The sequence below is a fragment of the Tateyamaria armeniaca genome, from assembly GCF_045797845.1.
Lineage (GTDB): Bacteria > Pseudomonadota > Alphaproteobacteria > Rhodobacterales > Rhodobacteraceae > Tateyamaria > Tateyamaria armeniaca.
On record NZ_JBHDIY010000002.1, the window covers coordinates 2550606 to 2567012 of the forward strand.

Sequence of the window (16407 nt, forward strand, 5' to 3'; positions counted from 1 at the left end):
GGCGGCCCCGGGAGGAGGTGGGACCGCCGCTCAGTCAACACCGCTTTGGTCAGGGAGGAGGAAAGACCTATCGCGATGTATTCTGGTACATGCGCCTTTCAGAGGCGCGGAATAAAAAGGCGCGGCGACCCCTGGGAGGAGGTAGGAGCCGCCGCTAATTTCAGATGCCCCAGGGAGGAGGAGAGGGACATCTGATCCGTTGGGCTTACGCGGCGTTAACGCCGTAAGCTGCTTCCCATGCCACGCGCTTGAGTTCTGCGCGGTGCATGCCCAGATCCGCCAGTTCGCGGTTGGACAAATCGCTCAGTTCGTTCAGCGTGGTCTTGTAGACGCGGCGGGCAGCGTGACGCGCCGCCGCGGCTTCGAAATATTGTGCCAGCGTTGCAAGCGTCCGTTCGACCAGATCGCTGCGCTGTGCCAGTTCGTTGTAATAGGCCATGTTCTTCGCCTCTTGCTCGTTTTCGTTAGCCCAAACATAAGCCAATGCTGCAGGTGCACAATAGACACTGAAACAATGCTGCCATGCAGCAATTGCATAGGGTAGGTGGTCAAAATGCAAGCATTGCGCACAGTCTTTTGGCACGGCCCCGCGATCAGGTACGCCCCCCTTGCCCTCGCGCTGAAATCTGCCAGTTAATGCAGCACCCCAGCGGAGAAATGCGCCATGTCTGTAACCAAAGATGACATCCTGTCTGCCTTACGTCGGATCGAGATGCCCGACGGTGGTGACCTCGTGAGCCGCGATTTGATTCGGGCGGTGCAGGTACAGGGTGATACGGTGCAATTCATCATCGAAGCACCAAGCCCGGAACTGGCCGCACTTATGGAACCTGTGCGCGCGGCGGCAGAGGCGGCAGTGGCCGGGATGGCTGGCGTTGCGCAGGTGCGCGTTGCCTTGACCGCCCACGGGCCTGCGCCCAAACCGGCCGCGCCGCCCAGCCTGAAAATCGGCGGACATCCCAAACCCCAGGAGGGACCGACCAAGCCTGCAGGCGTGCAACGCATTCTTGCCATTGGTTCGGGCAAGGGCGGGGTGGGCAAATCCACCGTGTCTTCTAACCTCGCCGTGGCCTTGGCGCGGGCAGGGCGCAAGGTCGGGCTGCTGGATGCAGATATATATGGACCCTCGCAACCCCGCATGATGGGTGTGAACAAGCGCCCGGCCAGCCCCGATGGCAAAACAATCATTCCGCTGCATGCCCATGGCGTGACGCTCATGTCCATCGGTTTCATGATGGAGGAAGGCAAGGCCGTGGTCTGGCGCGGCCCGATGCTGATGGGGGCGCTGCAACAGATGCTGGGGCAGGTGCAGTGGGGCGAGCTGGACGTGCTGATCGTCGATCTGCCCCCCGGCACGGGCGACGTGCAACTGACCCTGTGCACCAAGTCCGAATTGAGTGGCGCCATCGTGGTCTCCACCCCCCAGGACGTGGCGCTGATCGATGCGCGCAAGGCGCTGGATATGTTTGCGACCCTCAAGACGCCTGTGCTGGGGTTGATCGAGAACATGTCGATGTTTGTCTGTCCCGATTGTGGGTCCGAGCATCAGATATTCGGACAGGGCGGTGTTGCGGCGGAGGCCGAGAAAATGGGCGTGCCCTTGCTTGGCGCGCTGCCGATTGATCTTGAGACCCGGCTGGCAGGGGATGGCGGCACGCCGGTGGCTGCGGGCGACGGACCAATGGCGCAGGCCTATGCGCGCATTGCCGAAGGGCTGATCAAAGGCGGAATGGCCTGAGCCGTTTCCAAACGCCCGCTTGCGCGACGACATTATATAGAAAGAAGGGGCTCTGCCCCGTCCTTCGGACCCGCCCGGGATTTTTGAAATCCGAGAAGAGCGACTTGTTCACGGCGTTAGACGTGGCATGGGAATGCATGGGCGATTGCCCGAATTTCGATTTGATTCAGAATCAATTTTGGCTTCGAATTGTGGAATTTTCCTTTCTGTATTGAGAACATAGAATGAACACGCTAAGTTCGTGATAGCGGTATGCGCACTTTTTTGGGATTTTATGGGTATCGCTTAGTTCAAGCTACAACACACCACATTTAGTGGCTGAGGCTGATAGACTCACACGATAGGCTCAAATCACCCCCGCTGCACCCACCATATGTTGTTTTCAGGCGACCTAATTCACAAGGTATAGTCACCTCTGACCACAAAAAACTATTGTTTCCCATCAATTCCCATGGCATCCCTATTGCATCGGATGAGAACGAGACCGGGGCACCAAACGACCCCACGCAATAAAAACTCAAGCAGGTTTCATACAGGCACCTCGATTTCATCAGACCAAGAGATCCGGCGCGCGAGCGAGCAGACATCCCCCCAGGTGGCGCGCGCAGCTGGACATCCCGCAAGTCGGGACGAGGGCGGCGGGTTGATCAGTGGCAGCAGATCAACCCGCCGTTTCCATTTCAAAAGACCGGGGAACGCACAGGCGCGTGGGGACGCGAAAGGTATTAAGAGGGACGGGCCGAAACAGTGGCACGCAGGTTCAGAGGCGAAAGCGACCACAAGGTGGACGCGAAGGGCAGGGTGTCTATCCCGGCCTCGTTTCGCCGTGTGATCGAATCCTGCGACCCGGACTGGACCGACGGCCTGCCGCCGCGCATCATTATCGTCTATGGCGGCGACACCCGCGACTACCTCGAAGGGTTCACCATTGAGGCCATGGACGAGGTGGACGAAAAAATCTCAAAACATCCCCGCGGATCGGCGAAACGTAAGGCGATGGAGCGCTTGTATAGTGCACAATCCGTCGAGGCAGTTGTCGATGACACGGGCCGCATCGTCCTGCCCGCCAAATTGCGCGACAAGATTGGCCTTGATGGCATGGCGCGCTTTGTCTCCTCCGGCGATACGTTCGAAATTTGGAAGCCCGAGGCCTATGATGCCAGTATCGCCGCGTTGGATGACGATGGGTATGACCCGGATGTCGACCCGTCAGTCTACCTTGACGGAGACCTCGAATAAAATGTCGGCTGGGGGGCCACATATACCAGTTCTGATCGACGCGATCCTGTCGCATTGCGCGCCCATTGAAGGCGTCTGGCTGGATGGCACCTTTGGCGCGGGTGGCTACACGCGCGCTTTGCTTGAGGCGGGGGCCGAGAAGGTCATTGCGGTGGATCGCGACCCCGTGGCCTTTGAGATGGCTGCCGATTGGGCCAGCGCATATGGCGACCATATCCAGATGCAGCCCGGCGTGTTTTCCAAGCTGGATGAATACGGAACCGGCCTTGACGGCGTTGTCCTCGACCTTGGGGTCAGTTCCATGCAGCTCGACCAGGGCGAACGCGGATTTTCCTTTCAAAAAGACGGCCCTCTCGACATGCGGATGAGCCAGGACGGTCCCTCTGCCGCCGACATCGTGAACGATGCGGACGAGAGCGTGCTGGCCGACATCCTGTTCCATTACGGTGAGGAACGCGCCAGTCGGCGCATCGCGCGCGCCATCATCACCGCGCGCCCCATCACCACGACGCTGGAACTCGCAGCCATCATCGAAAAATGCCTGCCACGCCCCAAGCCGGGGCAATCCCATCCCGCAACGCGCAGCTTTCAGGCGCTGCGGATCGCGGTGAACCATGAATATGACGAGCTGTATCAGGGCCTGATGGCGGCTGAGCGGGCTTTGAAACCCGGTGGCAGGCTGGCCGTCGTCACCTTCCATTCGGTCGAGGATCGTATGGTCAAACGCTTTTTGACCGCGCGGGGGGGCGTGCCGCCAATGCCAACAGATACGCGCCGGAAACCGCGCAGGAGGCTGCGCAATTCACGCTCAAAAGCCGCAAGGCGATTGCCCCCGATGCAACTGAACTGGCTGCAAATCCGCGCAGTCGTTCGGCCAAGTTGCGCATCGGCATTCGCACCGATGCACCGCCAGGTGCCATTGAGGCGAAATCCATCGGCATGCCGCAAGTCAAAGGGTTCATGTAATGCGCAGTGTTCTTTATGTGCTGACAACTCTGGCTGTGATCGGCCTCGCCTTCTGGGCCTACCGCGAGAATTACGCCACGCAAAGCTCCCTTGCCAAAACCGACCAGTTGCACCGCGACATCCGCACAGCCCACGCGCGCCTTGCCGTGCTCAAGGCCGAATGGGCCTATTTGAACCGCCCCAACCGCCTGCGTGATCTGGCGGACATCAACTTTGACCGGTTGGGCCTGTTGCCCTTCCGCCCGGATCAGTTCGGGCGCGTGGATGAGGTCGCCTATCCGGCGCCTGCGCTGCTCGACATAACCAACAGTGTCGAAGTCTCCGGCACCCTCCCAGCCGAGGAGGGCACGGAATGACCCGCACGCCTCTGCGCCCCCTGGCACGCATTTTGCCTGCCCGCGCCGCGGGCCAAAGCCCGGATGATATCGAACGCGAAAACCGCGCCGTGCGTCATGAAGAGATGCGTGACACCGCCCGGCAGCGCGCCGAAGGACGTCTGCTGGTGCTTGGCGTATTCTTTTTCTGCGCCTTCATGGTGGTGGGGGTGCGCATGGGGATGCTGGCCACCTCTGATCCGGTAGAGCCGCGCGCGAGTGCGCAAGGGGCGGCGATTTCCGCCGCGCGCGCAGACATCGTGGACCGCAAGGGCCGCCTGCTGGCAACCAATTTTGAAACCCACGCGCTTTATGCCCAGCCCCCGCACATGATCGATCCCGTCGGGGCGGCCAAAAGCCTCGCGGCGATCTTTCCCGATCTGGATGAAAAGGACCTGATCAAGGATTTCACCGGCAAGCGTAAGTTCCTGTGGATTCGCAAGAAAATCAGCCCCGAACAGATGCAGGCCGTCCATGAAATCGGCGATCCGGGGCTGCTGTTCGGCCCGCGCGATATGCGCCTTTATCCCAACGGCTCGCTCGCGGCCCACGTGATGGGCGGGGCCTCCTTTGGCAAGGAAGGCGTGCACGCGGCCGAGGTGATTGGAGTTGCAGGCGTTGAAAAGCAGTTCGATGACTATCTTCGTGACCCGGCCAACGGGCAGCGTCCGCTGCAGCTTTCGCTTGATCTGACCGTGCAGGCGGCGGCCGAACGTGTCCTTTACGGCGGGATGAAGATCATGAACGCCAAGGGGGCCACATCCGTGCTGATGGATGTGCATACGGGCGAGGTGATCTCGGTGGTCAGCCTGCCCGATTTCGACCCCAACAACCGACCCCGTCCCGCAACCAGTGGGGACCAGTCAGACAGCCCGCTGTTCAATCGATCCGTACAGGGCGTTTACGAGCTTGGCTCGACCTTCAAGATTTTCACTGCGGCTCAGGCTGTCGATCTTGGCCTTGTATCGCCCACGACCGTCATCGACACCAAGGGTCCGATGCGCGTGGGCGGTTTCCGGATCGGAGAGTTTCGCAACAAGAATTACGGCGAACTCACAGTGTCCGACATCATCGTCAAATCCTCGAACCGCGGCACAGGGCGCATGGCCCTGCAGATCGGCGTGAAACGGCAGCAGGACTTCCTGAAATCCCTCGGCTTCTTCGACGCAACCCCATTCGAGATTGTTGAGGCGCGCACCGGCAAGCCGCTTTTGCCCAAACGCTGGACGGACCTGAGCGCTGTGACTGTCAGCTACGGACACGGGCTGTCTTCGTCTCCGATGCATCTGGCGGCGGGGTACGCCGCCATCGCAAACGGCGGATTTGTGGTTGCTCCCACCATTCTGAAACAGGACGGCCCGCGTCGCGGCGAACGGGTCATGAGCGCGGCCTCGGCCAAAGCCGCTCGCGAGATGTTGCGCGCCGTCGTGACAAGTGGCACCGCCAGCATGGGTGAAGTGCCGGGTTATGCCGTGGGCGGCAAGACAGGCACAGCGGACAAGCCGAAACCGAAGGGCGGGTATTATGACGACAAGGTCATCGCGACATTCGCCACCATCTTTCCCGCGCATGATCCGAAATATGTGCTGATCGTCACGCTTGACGAACCGGTCGAAACATCCGGTGACAAACCCCGCCGCACGGCAGGTTGGACTGCCGTGCCGGTCGCCGCCGAGATGATCGGGCGCATCGCTCCGCTTTTGGGGCTGCGTCCGGGCGTTGAACCGGCGACACTGACTGATATAACGCTGACCAGCAGCAACTGAGGTGCCACCGGCACCCGAGCCAAAGGCCGATCCATGGGCGCGCAGGCACGACCATTATCATCGCTGGGCCTGACCGCCCTTGGCGGGGCAAATCCCGACGTTACCGACATTGCGGTCGACAGCCGTCAGGTCAGGGACGGGACCCTGTTCGCCGCCATGCCCGGCACCCGCGTGCACGGGGCGACGTTTATCCAATACGCCGTGCGCATGGGCGCAGTTGCCGTGCTGACCGATCGGGCGGGTGCCGACATCGCGGCCGGTCACCTCGACGGTATCGCCGTTGTCCTGACCGATGATCCCCGTGCCGCGCTCAGCCGGACTGCGGCGTTGTGGTTTGGCGGGCAGCCGGACACGATGGTGGCCGTGACGGGCACAAACGGCAAAACCTCGGTGGCCACATTCGTGCGCCAGATCTGGATTGAGATGGGGCTGTCCGCCGTCAATCTGGGCACCACCGGGGTCGAGGGCGCGTGGACCGCACCGCTCGCCCACACAACGCCCGAACCTATCACCTTGCATCGCACATTGGCCGGTGCCCGCGCCGCAGGCATTACCCATGCCGCGATGGAGGCGTCCTCTCATGGACTTGACCAGCGGCGCCTTGACGGGGTGACGCTGACAGCCGCCGGGTTCACCAATTTCACGCAGGATCATCTGGATTATCACGAAACCTTCGAGGCCTATTTCGACGCCAAGGCGGGCCTTTTTGCCCGTGTGCTGCCCGAGGAGGGCATCGCGGTGATCAACATCGACGACCCGCGGGGTGTCGACATGGCCGCGATTGCGCGCGCCCGCGGCCAAACGGTGCTGAGCGTGGGCCGTGACGGCGGCGATCTGCACCTGACAGCGCAACGCTTTGACACCACGGGGCAGGATGTGCGCCTCTCCTTTGCGGGCAAAAGCTATACTGCACACCTGCCGCTGATTGGCGGATTTCAGGCGGATAACGTGATGCTGGCCTGTGGCCTTGTGATTGCCTGCGGGGCCGAACCGCAGGCCGTGTTCGAAACCCTGCCGCATCTCGGCACTGTGCGGGGCCGTATGCAACTGGCCGCAACCCGCGAAAACGGCGCGGCCGTGTTCGTCGATTACGCCCATACCCCCGATGCCGTCGCCACCGCCCTTGCCGCGATGCGACCGCATGTGATGGGCAAGCTAGTTGCCGTGGTCGGCGCAGGCGGTGACCGCGACGCGGGCAAACGCCCGTTGATGGGGCAGGCGGCGGCCCAAAACGCCGATGTGGTGTTCGTCACGGACGACAACCCACGCTCCGAAGACCCGGCACTGATCCGTGCCGCCGTCATGGATGGCTGCCCCAACGCCCACGAGGTTGGCGACCGGGCCGAGGCGATCCTGCGCGCAGTGGACGCATTGGGCCCCGGTGATGCCCTGCTGATCGCAGGCAAGGGGCACGAAACGGGGCAGGTCGTGGGCGATGACATCCTGCCCTTTGACGACGCCGAACAGGCCAGCGTCGCTGTGGCCGCACTCGAAGGAAGACTGACATGACGCTTTGGAGCGCCGCTGACGCCGTTGCAGCAACAGGTGGCCGCACCGCAACGGATTGGAGCGCAAGCGGCGTGTCCATCGACACCCGCACGCTAGAGACAGGCGATCTGTTTGTGGCGCTGAAGGACGTGCGCGACGGCCATGATTTCGTCGCTCAGGCACTGAAAAAAGGGGCCGCCGCCGCCCTTGTCAGCCATGTGCCCGACGGCGTTGCACCGGATGCGCCGCTGTTGATCGTGGACGATGTGCTCAAAGCCCTCGAAGCGCTCGGCGCTGCCGCCCGCACCCGCACCGAAGCGCGTGTTGTGGCCATCACGGGCTCGGTGGGCAAGACCTCAACCAAGGAAATGTTGCGCGCCATTCTGGGCGATCAGGGTCGCACCCACGCATCGGTGGCCAGCTACAACAACCACTGGGGCGTGCCGCTGACATTGGCACGGATGCCCGCCGACACGGAATACGCTGTTATCGAGATCGGGATGAACCACCCCGGCGAAATTGCTCCGCTCGCGCGTCTGGCGCGCCCGCACGTGGCGATGATCACCACCGTCGCGGCAGCGCATCTTGAGGCCTTTGACAACATCGAAGGGATCGCAGTGGAAAAGGCCTCGATCCTTGAAGGCCTCGAACATGGGGGCACCGCGATCCTCAACAACGACTGCTCCACCGCCGCCATCCTGCAGGCCAAGGCGCATGACATGAAACGGCGCGATATCGGATTTGGCGAACATGGGTTTGATTTTGTTCTGAAATCTGCCGATCTGGGGCGCGAAGTCACGGTGGTGCAGGCCACGGCCCATGACGCACCTCTGCTGTTCAAGATCGGTGCCGTGGGCAAACATTATGCGATGAACGGGCTTGGCGCGCTGGCCGCCGCCGAAGCACTGGGGGCCGACCTCGCCTTGGCTGCGCAAAGTCTGGGCCGCTGGTCACCTTATGAGGGGCGCGGGGCACGTGAGATCATCGCGCTGGACGCCGTAGACACCCACATGACCCTCGAATTGATCGACGACAGCTACAACGCCAACCCGACATCGATGGCCGCAGCCCTCGATGTGCTGGCGGCAGCACAAGTGACACATGACATCGGCAGGGTCAGCAAGGGGCGGCGCATCGCCTTTGTCGGGGATATGAAAGAACTTGGGTCCGACGGCCCGGACATGCATGCCGAGCTTGCCGAACTTGATGCGATGCAAGCCATCGACGTTGTGCACTGCATCGGCCCGCTGATGCAAAACCTGCATGCCGAACTGCCGGGCGAAAAACAGGGCATGTGGGCCGAAACCTCGGCCGAGATGGAAGCCCGCGTCGCGCGCCGTCTGGACAGCGGGGACGTGGTATTGGTCAAAGGCTCCCTTTCGATGAAACTGAGCGTCATCGTTGACGCGATCCGCAAAATGGGCCATCCGAAGATAACGGGCGCAGACCCACAAGATAATGCGTAAGGATAGGCCGACATGCTCTATTGGTTGACAGCACTTTCGGACGGGGGCGATTTTTTCAACCTGTTCCGCTACATCACCTTTCGGGCGGGCGGTGCGTTCATGACGGCGCTGGTTTTTGGGTTCATGTTTGGCCGCCCCTTGATCGCAGTGCTGCGCAAGACGCAAGGCAAGGGCCAGCCGATCCGCGACGACGGCCCCGAGGGGCACTTTGTCAAGGCGGGCACACCCACCATGGGGGGCCTCTTGATCGTCGGGGCGCTTGTGACCTCGACCCTGCTCTGGGCGCGGCTCGACAATCCTTTTGTCTGGATCGTGCTTGGGGTTACACTGGCCTTTGGCCTGATCGGATTTGCTGATGATTACGCCAAGGTGTCCAAGCAAAATACTGCCGGTGTTCCGGGCAAGGTGCGCCTGCTTCTGGGGTTTCTGATTGCCGCCATCGCCGCCTATTTCTCTGCCGTGGCGCACCCGGAGGGCTTGCAAAACCAGCTTGCCGTGCCGGTGTTCAAGGACGTGCTGATCAACCTTGGACTCTTGTTTATCCCGTTTTCCATCATCGTGATCGTGGGCTCGGCCAATGCGGTGAACCTGACAGATGGCCTTGACGGGTTGGCGATTATGCCAGTGATGATTGCTGCCGCGACCCTCGGCGTGATCGCCTATTTCGTGGGGCGCGTCGATTTCACCGAAGACCTTGGGCTGCACTACGTCCCCGGCACAGGGGAGCTCTTGATCTTCACCATGGGGATCATCGGCGGGGGCCTCGGGTTCCTGTGGTACAACGCGCCCCCTGCGGCGGTGTTCATGGGCGATACTGGCTCGTTGGCTTTGGGCGGGGCTTTGGGGGCCATCGCGGTCGCTTCGAAACATGAAATCGTGTTCGCCATCGTCGGCGGGATTTTCGTGGTTGAGGCGCTGTCGGTGATGATCCAGGTTCTCTATTTCAAGCGGACGGGCAAGCGGGTGTTTCTGATGGCCCCGATCCACCACCATTACGAAAAAAAGGGCTGGGCGGAGCCTCAGATTGTCATCCGGTTCTGGATCATCGCGCTGATCCTGGCGATGATCGGGCTGGCCACGTTGAAGGTGCGCTAAATGGGGTGTCCCACGCTGGGACATTTTTCGGCTCCATAGATTTCAAGCACTTACAGAGGCGGTTTAACCCTTTGGTAAGGTCTAGGGGCAATACGAATACGCAACCGGGATCTGGCGCATGAGGCAATTCAGGAGGATCGCCGATCCCGACGCATATCACCTTACCGATAGCTGCTGATATAGGCCTCAATTGCAGCGCGAGTATTCTCTCGGATATCTTGACGCTCATAGCTTTCGACATACCGACCATACAATTGTTCACCGACGAAAAACGGCAGGGTCGTCTCGTGCTCCGCTGCGGGCAAAACGCCAACGGACAGGAACGCCGTCCAATCGTCTGCATCAATGCCGGCATGGCGTCGTTCGGGGCGATTTGGGTCGTGCACCTGCAGCCAAACCAGAAAACGCGCCGCTTCTCGTGCGATTGCCAACCAACACTCGCCTTGAATATCAACGCCATAGATCACGCCCGCATGGTAATGCGCATTGATACCGACAAAGTCCCCATGCGTCGCGGCTTGAACGACAGGGCTGCCCATGACCCTGTCCCTTTGTGATCTCAACGCGTCGATAAGATCACGCAAAAGCTGCAAATCAGCCGGTGTGTCGATGTGGCTGAGGTCTTTGCCCAGAAGTTGCTTTATCCAGAAGCGAGGTCCGAATGTGCTGTCGCGCCGGCGCGGTGCTGTGTAGGTCGCAAGCCATTTTGCGCTATGGGCCATCAGCGCGCGCCGCTTGGGCCCTCTTGAGGCGGCAATCTTGTCGCCCAACCTTGATCCCGGCACAAAGCTGAGGACAACGACTCCGTCTTTGGGCCACGACATCAAGCAGCGGTTTGCCTGGCAATCCCCATCACCAAAGACAGTTTCGAGATAGTCCAATTCGCCCTTGAGGCTGCGTACGGTATGCTCTGCATTCTGTTCTAGAAATCGCTTTACCACAACTTTTTTGCCATTGATCTGCGCTGCAAATACCCAGCTTTTGTCGGTCACTTTCAGGGCCTTGAATTTGCGCGCCCTTTCGACCTCAGGGCGGTCCAACAAATAGGTTTCAAGCGCCTGTGCGGCGTTCTGTTTGGTCAGTAGCTTTTTCATCCAAGGAGAAGGATCGGTCAGCCCGAGCCGTTTGGGGGAAAACCCTATTTCATCAAACCGGTTCAGGATCGCGTCATCGACATGCGGGTCGTTTGGAGAGAAACAGAAGGTCGTGAAGTACCAGTAGAGGAAGAGCCGGTAATCCCAACTACGTGTCAGCGCCCTGTCCAGCGCATCCGGAAAATCGTCAGGTTTTTGCACTGTTTCACAGCAGTGATGAAAGTCGGAACGCCCAAACAGGACCGCTGGTTTGTTGTGCAGAAATCCCTCGATTGCGACCGCTGAATTGAATGATACGGTCACAGCGCATTGTCGCAGGATATCGTGAATGTTGGCATCGGTAAGAAACAAGTCCAGACCTTCGTGCATCAGACGCAGCAGCATCTTTCTTTCGTTTGAAAGATCGCTGGCAGGATGTGCCTTGACGACAACCGGCCGTCCTTGGGCATGCGCCACAACGGTGCGGATCATAGTTTCGGGATCACAGTACGCCGTACCCCATCGTTGTGGATTGTCGCCCTGAAGGAAGATTGCAATGCTCTCTTTGGGGATGTCCTCGACGTCAATAGGTTGACTGTATCTTGAGTGCCGTTTGGCGACAAATCGGGTTTGGAGGTTCTGCCAAAAGTGTTCTGCCTTGGCCTTGTCCACATCGTGCATGCCGTTCGGCGTTTCGGCGGCCGAACTGTTGGCAAGCGCGCCACGCGGGTCCAAGTGGTAATAGGGGGTAGATAAGCAAGCGCGGTGTTCAAAACGGACGGATGTCGCACAAGGCCGTTCTCAACCAGATGAATGTTGTTGGTCTCAAACAGGTCAGACCAGTCTGTTTCTTCCGGATTTCGGCAACGCTCATCTCGTCGTCTGACGTCGACAATCCCGCCACGTCCTGTGATGAGTTTCTTGATCCGTGCCTGAAGCTTCAGGTGTGGACGAGTCTCGAAGTTGTCGAGAAATCGGCCAGAAAGATGCAGCACAACGCGAGCTGTCACGTGCCGGATCCAATATCAGGGATCGCTTGCGCTTCGAAAAACATATGCTAACCCAAGCCGTTGGATGCTTTGCCGCTGACAATCTTAAAACATCAATTAGCATCGACCTCAAGCGGCCGCGCCTACACGCCCTCTTGCGACGTCTTGGGGATCGTGCGACCTCTAGCCGCCAAAGGATGGAGTGTGTCATGGGGCAGGTTTCCGAGACGAGCGGGGCGCGAGTTCCTCTGTTTCTTCTGACCAGAAATACGACGGGGGTCTGGGGTCTGGCCCCAAGCTGGCCGCTTGCTGCAGGCGGTACCCCATGATCCCGGTCCAGGGCCTGTCGGGCAAGCGTGTCGCGGTGCTTGGCCTTGGCCGTTCGGGCCTGTCGGCGGCGCGGGCATTGGACGCGGGGGGCGCGATGCCTGTCTGTTGGGATGACAATCCGGAGGCGCGCGACCGCGCGGAGGCCGAAGGGTTTGACTGCCTCGATCTGCGCAAACAGGGGGCCTTTGACGACATTGCCCGTCTGATCGTCTCGCCCGGTATCCCGCATCTTTACCCGGCCCCCAATCCTGTGGTGGCTGCTGCCCTTTCGGCAGGTGTGCCGGTGGACAATGACATCGGCCTGTTTTTTCAGTCATTCGCCACGCAGTCATGGGACAATTTCGACACTGCCCCGCGCGTCATCGCCGTTACGGGATCGAACGGGAAATCGACGACCTGCGCCCTGATCCACCACATCATGGAAGCCGCGCATCGTCCCAGCCAGCTTGCAGGCAATATCGGGCGCGGGGTGCTGGACATTGATCCGCCCCATGATGGCGAGGTGATCGTGCTGGAACTGTCGAGTTATCAGACCGATCTGGCGCGCAACCTGACCCCGGATGTGGCCGTGTTCACCAACCTTACCCCCGATCATCTGGATCGCCATGCGGGTATGGGTGGGTATTTTGCGGCCAAGCGTCGCCTATTTGCCGAAGGCGGACCTGATCGCGCCATCATTGGTGTGGACGAGGCCGAAGGGCAGTATCTGGCCGGACAGCTTAGCGAGGGGGCATCGGATGATCGCGTCATCCGCGTCTCTGCCGAGACCAAGCTGGGCGGGCCGGGCTGGTGCGTTTATGCGCGCAAGGGGTATTTGTCGGAGTTTCGCAAGGGCCGTCAGGTCGCCTCCATCGACTTGCGCGACATTGCGGGTCTGCCGGGCGCGCACAATCATCAGAACGCCTGTGCGGCCTATGCGGCGGCGCGCAGCGTTGGCATCGCGCCCAAGGTGATCGAGGCTGCGTTTCGCACCTTTGGCGGCCTGCCGCACCGCAGCCAGACCATCGCCGAGGCGGATGGCGTGCGCTATGTCAACGACTCCAAGGCCACCAATGTGGACAGCGCGGCCAAGGCACTGGCGGCCTTCTCGGACATCCGCTGGATCTGCGGCGGCTTGCAGAAAGAAGGTGGGTTGGGTGCGCTCAACGCGGCCACGGCGTCTGTGAAAAAAGCCTATGTGATTGGCCGCGAGGCGGCGCAGTTTGCCATGCAGCTTGAGGTCGATGCGCAGGTGTGTACGAGCATGGCCGAGGCTGTTGCGGCGGCCATGGATGAGGCAGAGGCGGGGGATGTCGTCTTGCTTGCGCCCGCTGCGGCCAGTTTCGATCAATATGACAGTTTTGAGCGGCGCGGAGAGGATTTCGTGGCCGAAGTGACCAAGCGGCTGTGATCCGGCGGAGCGCGCATAAGCGCGCACGACATTTTTTGTCTGATGCCGCTTCAGGACTCACCAAGACAGAGATCTGTCCCGCGTCCGCCATCGCCTGATCCCGTGCCTGACAGATGCCGTGCGGTCCGCCAAGCAAAATAGCCGTATCCCCATTCTGGGGCCCCTCGGCGATTTGGCTTGTCTGCCCACCCGCCTCTCGTCCGTTCGGTGTCAGGCGACGGCGGCTCCGAGACGGAGATCAGTCCCGCAAGGCGCGCGCGGCCGCCATCGCCGAGGACCAGGCCCATTGAAAGTTGTAGCCCCCGAGCCAGCCGGTCACGTCCACCGCTTCGCCAATGAAAAAGAGGCCCGGCGTGGTTTTGGATTGCATGGTTTTGGAATCAAGCGTGGCCGTGTCGATGCCCCCCCGCGTGACTTCGGCCGTGCGGTAGCCTTCGGTGCCGCCGGGGGTGAGGCGCCATGCGCTTAGCATCTGCGTGATCTCGGAAATGCGCGTGTCCGAAATGTCGCCCAGTCGGCCGCTGAGGTCGAATTCTGTGCTGAGGTGATCGACGAGGCGGGCAGGCAGGTGGCGCGCCAGTTCGGTGGTCAGCGCCTTTTTCCCATCGCTTTGCCGTTTTTCCCTGAGCAGGGTTGCGAAGTCCGTGTCGGGGTTGAGCGTGATCGTGATGGCCTCGCCTGCGTTCCAGTAGCTGGAGGCTTGCAGCACCGCAGGGCCTGACAGGCCGCGATGGGTGAACAGCAGCGCTTCGTCGAAGGCGGGGCCGTTGGCGCTGATGCGCGCGGGGCAGGCGACGCCCGAGATGGCCGCAAAGCGCCGGTCGGGGAAGGTGAAGGGCACGAGTGCCGCCTCAAGCTCGGTCACGCGGTGTCCGAACTGGCGTGCGATGTCGTAGGCAAAGCCGGTTGCCCCCATTTTGGGGATCGATTTGCCGCCCGTGGCGATCACGGCGCGCTTGGCCGTGACGTGCTGTGTGTGTCCGTCCCGGATCAGCGTGGCCTTGAACCCATCGGGCGACCTGGCAAAGTGGCTGATTTCGGTTTGCAGGTGCAGATCGACGCCTGCGTCCTGCATCAGCGTGCGCAGCATCGCGGTGATGTCCTTGGCCGAGGTGTCGCAGAACAACTGGCCCAGCGTCTTTTCATGCCATGCGATGCCGTGCTGATCGACCAGCGCGATGAAATCCCACTGGGTGTAGCGGGCCAGTGCGGATTTGGCGAAATGGGGATTTTCGCTGATGAACGCCTCGGCGTCGCAATACATGTTGGTGAAGTTGCAGCGTCCGCCGCCGGAGATGCGGATTTTCTCGCCCGGGGCGCGGGCATGATCCACGATTAGCACGCGGCCCCCCGCATGGGCTGCGCACATCATGCCAGCTGCTCCGGCCCCGATAACAAGCGTGTCGTAATTCATGAGGTGGGGCGTGCAGGAATGCACAGTCGGGGTCAAGGGCAGGGCGGGCTGGTCTGTGATCTGTTGAAGATCGGGTCTGGGCGAACACCAACTGCCAGCAAGGTGCTCGGTCACACACGGCGACTGGCACTTCGGGCCCATTTTGCGGGATGCCCGCAGTAGAGTAAACTGGGGCCTCTGGATGGAACGGAGGATTTGCAATGCCCGCAACTCTCAGAGTGACGCCGACAAAATTCAGAAGCTACAAAGTGTCGGGCGATGACCTGATGGCGGTTCTGAAAGACTTGAAAAAGAAGGGGCCGAAAGACCCCAATGACGGAAAACGCGTCGCAGCCCTCACCACCACAACGCTGGACGTCAGCGCCGCTGTTTCAAGCGCGCGGTTCGAGGGTGACGGCGCGATCACCACGCGCAGGGACGGGAAATTCGAGGCGATGGCCAAGATCAAATCTATGCCTGTTGTTTACACAAGCGAAACCTTGCTGCCCGAGATTGGCGCCAACAAGCTGTCGGTAAGTGCGTGGATCGAATGGGCCCGCTTCAAGCTGAAGCTGGGCATTCACGAGAACGAACACGTCAAGAAGGTCAAGAGCGACGCGGTGACCATCGTGGCTGATATCAACGCGATGCGCGGAACGGGTGTGGATGCCGACAAGGGCAAGGCGGCGATGGCCGCGGCGGGGGATCTGCAAAAGCAGATCGTGAAAAAGTACAACGCCACGTCCATGGCCAAGCGGTTCAACGCGATCCACAAGAAGCTGGACAAGCCGAAGAAGCGCGGGCGGCCCGGGCATGGGCCGGTTCTGGATGCCACTGTGAAGTGATGTGCCGTCGAGCCCATGGCGCTGCCTTGGCGGGCTGGTGCCTTGACGGAGCCTGCGCGGATGTGACCGGAGAGGGGCAAATACTGCCGGTCCATAATCGCACGGTTCCGCAATTCTGCGGCACGGATGTCCCGCCAATGCCCACTCGCGCAAAACCGCTCAACCGCTGCGCGGCCCTTGAGAACAAGGGCTAGCCCGCAGGCGTTTTTGCCGCTATGATCGCGCGCAAGCACCTTGGGCAAACCGGGGGCATGA

At 60.9% G+C, this 16407-nt stretch carries 12 protein-coding genes and 1 pseudogene; 10 read left to right on the top strand and 3 right to left on the bottom strand.

What is annotated here, in order from left to right; all coding sequences use genetic code 11:
- Window positions 1–205 precede the first annotated feature (205 nt).
- Complete coding sequence (locus ACERZ8_RS12870) at window positions 206–439, bottom strand: DUF1127 domain-containing protein (protein ID WP_407592579.1); 234 nt, start codon at window positions 437–439, stop codon at window positions 206–208.
- A gap of 225 nt (window positions 440–664) precedes the next feature.
- Between ACERZ8_RS12870 and ACERZ8_RS12875 the strand changes: the two genes are divergently transcribed.
- The 8 genes and pseudogenes from ACERZ8_RS12875 to mraY all read left to right on the top strand — a co-directional run bounded on the left by ACERZ8_RS12875 (window position 665) and on the right by mraY (window position 10132).
- Complete coding sequence (locus tag ACERZ8_RS12875) at window positions 665–1738, top strand: Mrp/NBP35 family ATP-binding protein (RefSeq protein ID WP_407592580.1); 1074 nt, start codon at window positions 665–667, stop codon at window positions 1736–1738.
- 747 nt (window positions 1739–2485) lie between these two features.
- Window positions 2486–2977, top strand: coding sequence for a division/cell wall cluster transcriptional repressor MraZ (gene mraZ / locus ACERZ8_RS12880; protein WP_407592581.1), 492 nt, complete (start codon window positions 2486–2488; stop codon window positions 2975–2977).
- Between the two features lies 1 nt (window position 2978).
- A pseudogene (rsmH, locus tag ACERZ8_RS12885) lies at window positions 2979–3943 on the top strand (16S rRNA (cytosine(1402)-N(4))-methyltransferase RsmH).
- The gene (ftsL, locus tag ACERZ8_RS12890; RefSeq protein WP_407592582.1) at window positions 3943–4299 is read left to right on the top strand and encodes a cell division protein FtsL; all 357 of its coding nucleotides are present in this window, start codon (window positions 3943–3945) and stop codon (window positions 4297–4299) included. The pseudogene rsmH and the gene ftsL overlap by 1 nt, the downstream one beginning before the upstream one ends.
- The gene (locus tag ACERZ8_RS12895) at window positions 4296–6083 is read left to right on the top strand and encodes a peptidoglycan D,D-transpeptidase FtsI family protein (RefSeq protein WP_407592583.1); all 1788 of its coding nucleotides are present in this window, start codon (window positions 4296–4298) and stop codon (window positions 6081–6083) included. Before ftsL ends, ACERZ8_RS12895 begins: the two co-directional genes overlap by 4 nt.
- A gap of 33 nt (window positions 6084–6116) precedes the next feature.
- Complete coding sequence (locus ACERZ8_RS12900) at window positions 6117–7592, top strand: UDP-N-acetylmuramoyl-L-alanyl-D-glutamate--2,6-diaminopimelate ligase (RefSeq protein WP_407592584.1); 1476 nt, start codon at window positions 6117–6119, stop codon at window positions 7590–7592.
- Complete coding sequence (locus tag ACERZ8_RS12905; RefSeq protein ID WP_407592585.1) at window positions 7589–9037, top strand: UDP-N-acetylmuramoyl-tripeptide--D-alanyl-D-alanine ligase; 1449 nt, start codon at window positions 7589–7591, stop codon at window positions 9035–9037. The genes ACERZ8_RS12900 and ACERZ8_RS12905 overlap by 4 nt, the downstream gene beginning before the upstream one ends.
- A gap of 12 nt (window positions 9038–9049) precedes the next feature.
- Window positions 9050–10132, top strand: coding sequence for a phospho-N-acetylmuramoyl-pentapeptide-transferase (gene mraY / locus ACERZ8_RS12910; protein WP_407592586.1), 1083 nt, complete (start codon window positions 9050–9052; stop codon window positions 10130–10132).
- Between the two features lie 161 nt (window positions 10133–10293).
- On the opposite strand, the gene ACERZ8_RS12915 is transcribed toward mraY, so the two are convergent.
- Window positions 10294–11940 carry a capsular polysaccharide export protein, LipB/KpsS family gene (locus ACERZ8_RS12915; RefSeq protein WP_407592587.1) on the bottom strand — a complete coding sequence of 549 codons (1647 nt, stop codon included), beginning with the start codon at window positions 11938–11940 and terminating at the stop codon, window positions 10294–10296.
- Between the two features lie 579 nt (window positions 11941–12519).
- Here ACERZ8_RS12915 and murD point away from each other — a divergent pair.
- Window positions 12520–13914, top strand: a complete 1395-nt coding sequence (murD, locus tag ACERZ8_RS12920; protein ID WP_407592588.1) for a UDP-N-acetylmuramoyl-L-alanine--D-glutamate ligase — start codon at window positions 12520–12522, stop codon at window positions 13912–13914.
- Window positions 13915–14152: 238 nt separating this feature from the next.
- On the opposite strand, the gene ACERZ8_RS12925 is transcribed toward murD, so the two are convergent.
- Window positions 14153–15328, bottom strand: coding sequence for a BaiN/RdsA family NAD(P)/FAD-dependent oxidoreductase (locus ACERZ8_RS12925; RefSeq protein WP_407592589.1), 1176 nt, complete (start codon window positions 15326–15328; stop codon window positions 14153–14155).
- 218 nt (window positions 15329–15546) lie between these two features.
- Between ACERZ8_RS12925 and ACERZ8_RS12930 the strand changes: the two genes are divergently transcribed.
- Window positions 15547–16152 carry a DUF922 domain-containing protein gene (locus ACERZ8_RS12930; RefSeq protein ID WP_407592590.1) on the top strand — a complete coding sequence of 202 codons (606 nt, stop codon included), beginning with the start codon at window positions 15547–15549 and terminating at the stop codon, window positions 16150–16152.
- Window positions 16153–16407 lie beyond the last annotated feature (255 nt).

What these genes read in the sequence shown, in the direction of transcription:
- murD (WP_407592588.1), top strand. Translation starts at nt 12,520, where the DNA reads ATGATCCCGGTCCAGGGCCTGTCGGGCAAGCGTGTCGCGGTGCTTGGC.
- ACERZ8_RS12895 (WP_407592583.1), top strand. Translation starts at nt 4,296, where the DNA reads ATGACCCGCACGCCTCTGCGCCCCCTGGCACGCATTTTGCCTGCCCGC.
- ACERZ8_RS12900 (WP_407592584.1), top strand. Translation starts at nt 6,117, where the DNA reads ATGGGCGCGCAGGCACGACCATTATCATCGCTGGGCCTGACCGCCCTT.
- ACERZ8_RS12870 (WP_407592579.1), bottom strand. Translation starts at nt 439, where the DNA reads ATGGCCTATTACAACGAACTGGCACAGCGCAGCGATCTGGTCGAACGG.
- ftsL (WP_407592582.1), top strand. Translation starts at nt 3,943, where the DNA reads ATGCGCAGTGTTCTTTATGTGCTGACAACTCTGGCTGTGATCGGCCTC.
- ACERZ8_RS12905 (WP_407592585.1), top strand. Translation starts at nt 7,589, where the DNA reads ATGACGCTTTGGAGCGCCGCTGACGCCGTTGCAGCAACAGGTGGCCGC.
- ACERZ8_RS12925 (WP_407592589.1), bottom strand. Translation starts at nt 15,328, where the DNA reads ATGAATTACGACACGCTTGTTATCGGGGCCGGAGCAGCTGGCATGATG.
- ACERZ8_RS12875 (WP_407592580.1), top strand. Translation starts at nt 665, where the DNA reads ATGTCTGTAACCAAAGATGACATCCTGTCTGCCTTACGTCGGATCGAG.
- mraY (WP_407592586.1), top strand. Translation starts at nt 9,050, where the DNA reads ATGCTCTATTGGTTGACAGCACTTTCGGACGGGGGCGATTTTTTCAAC.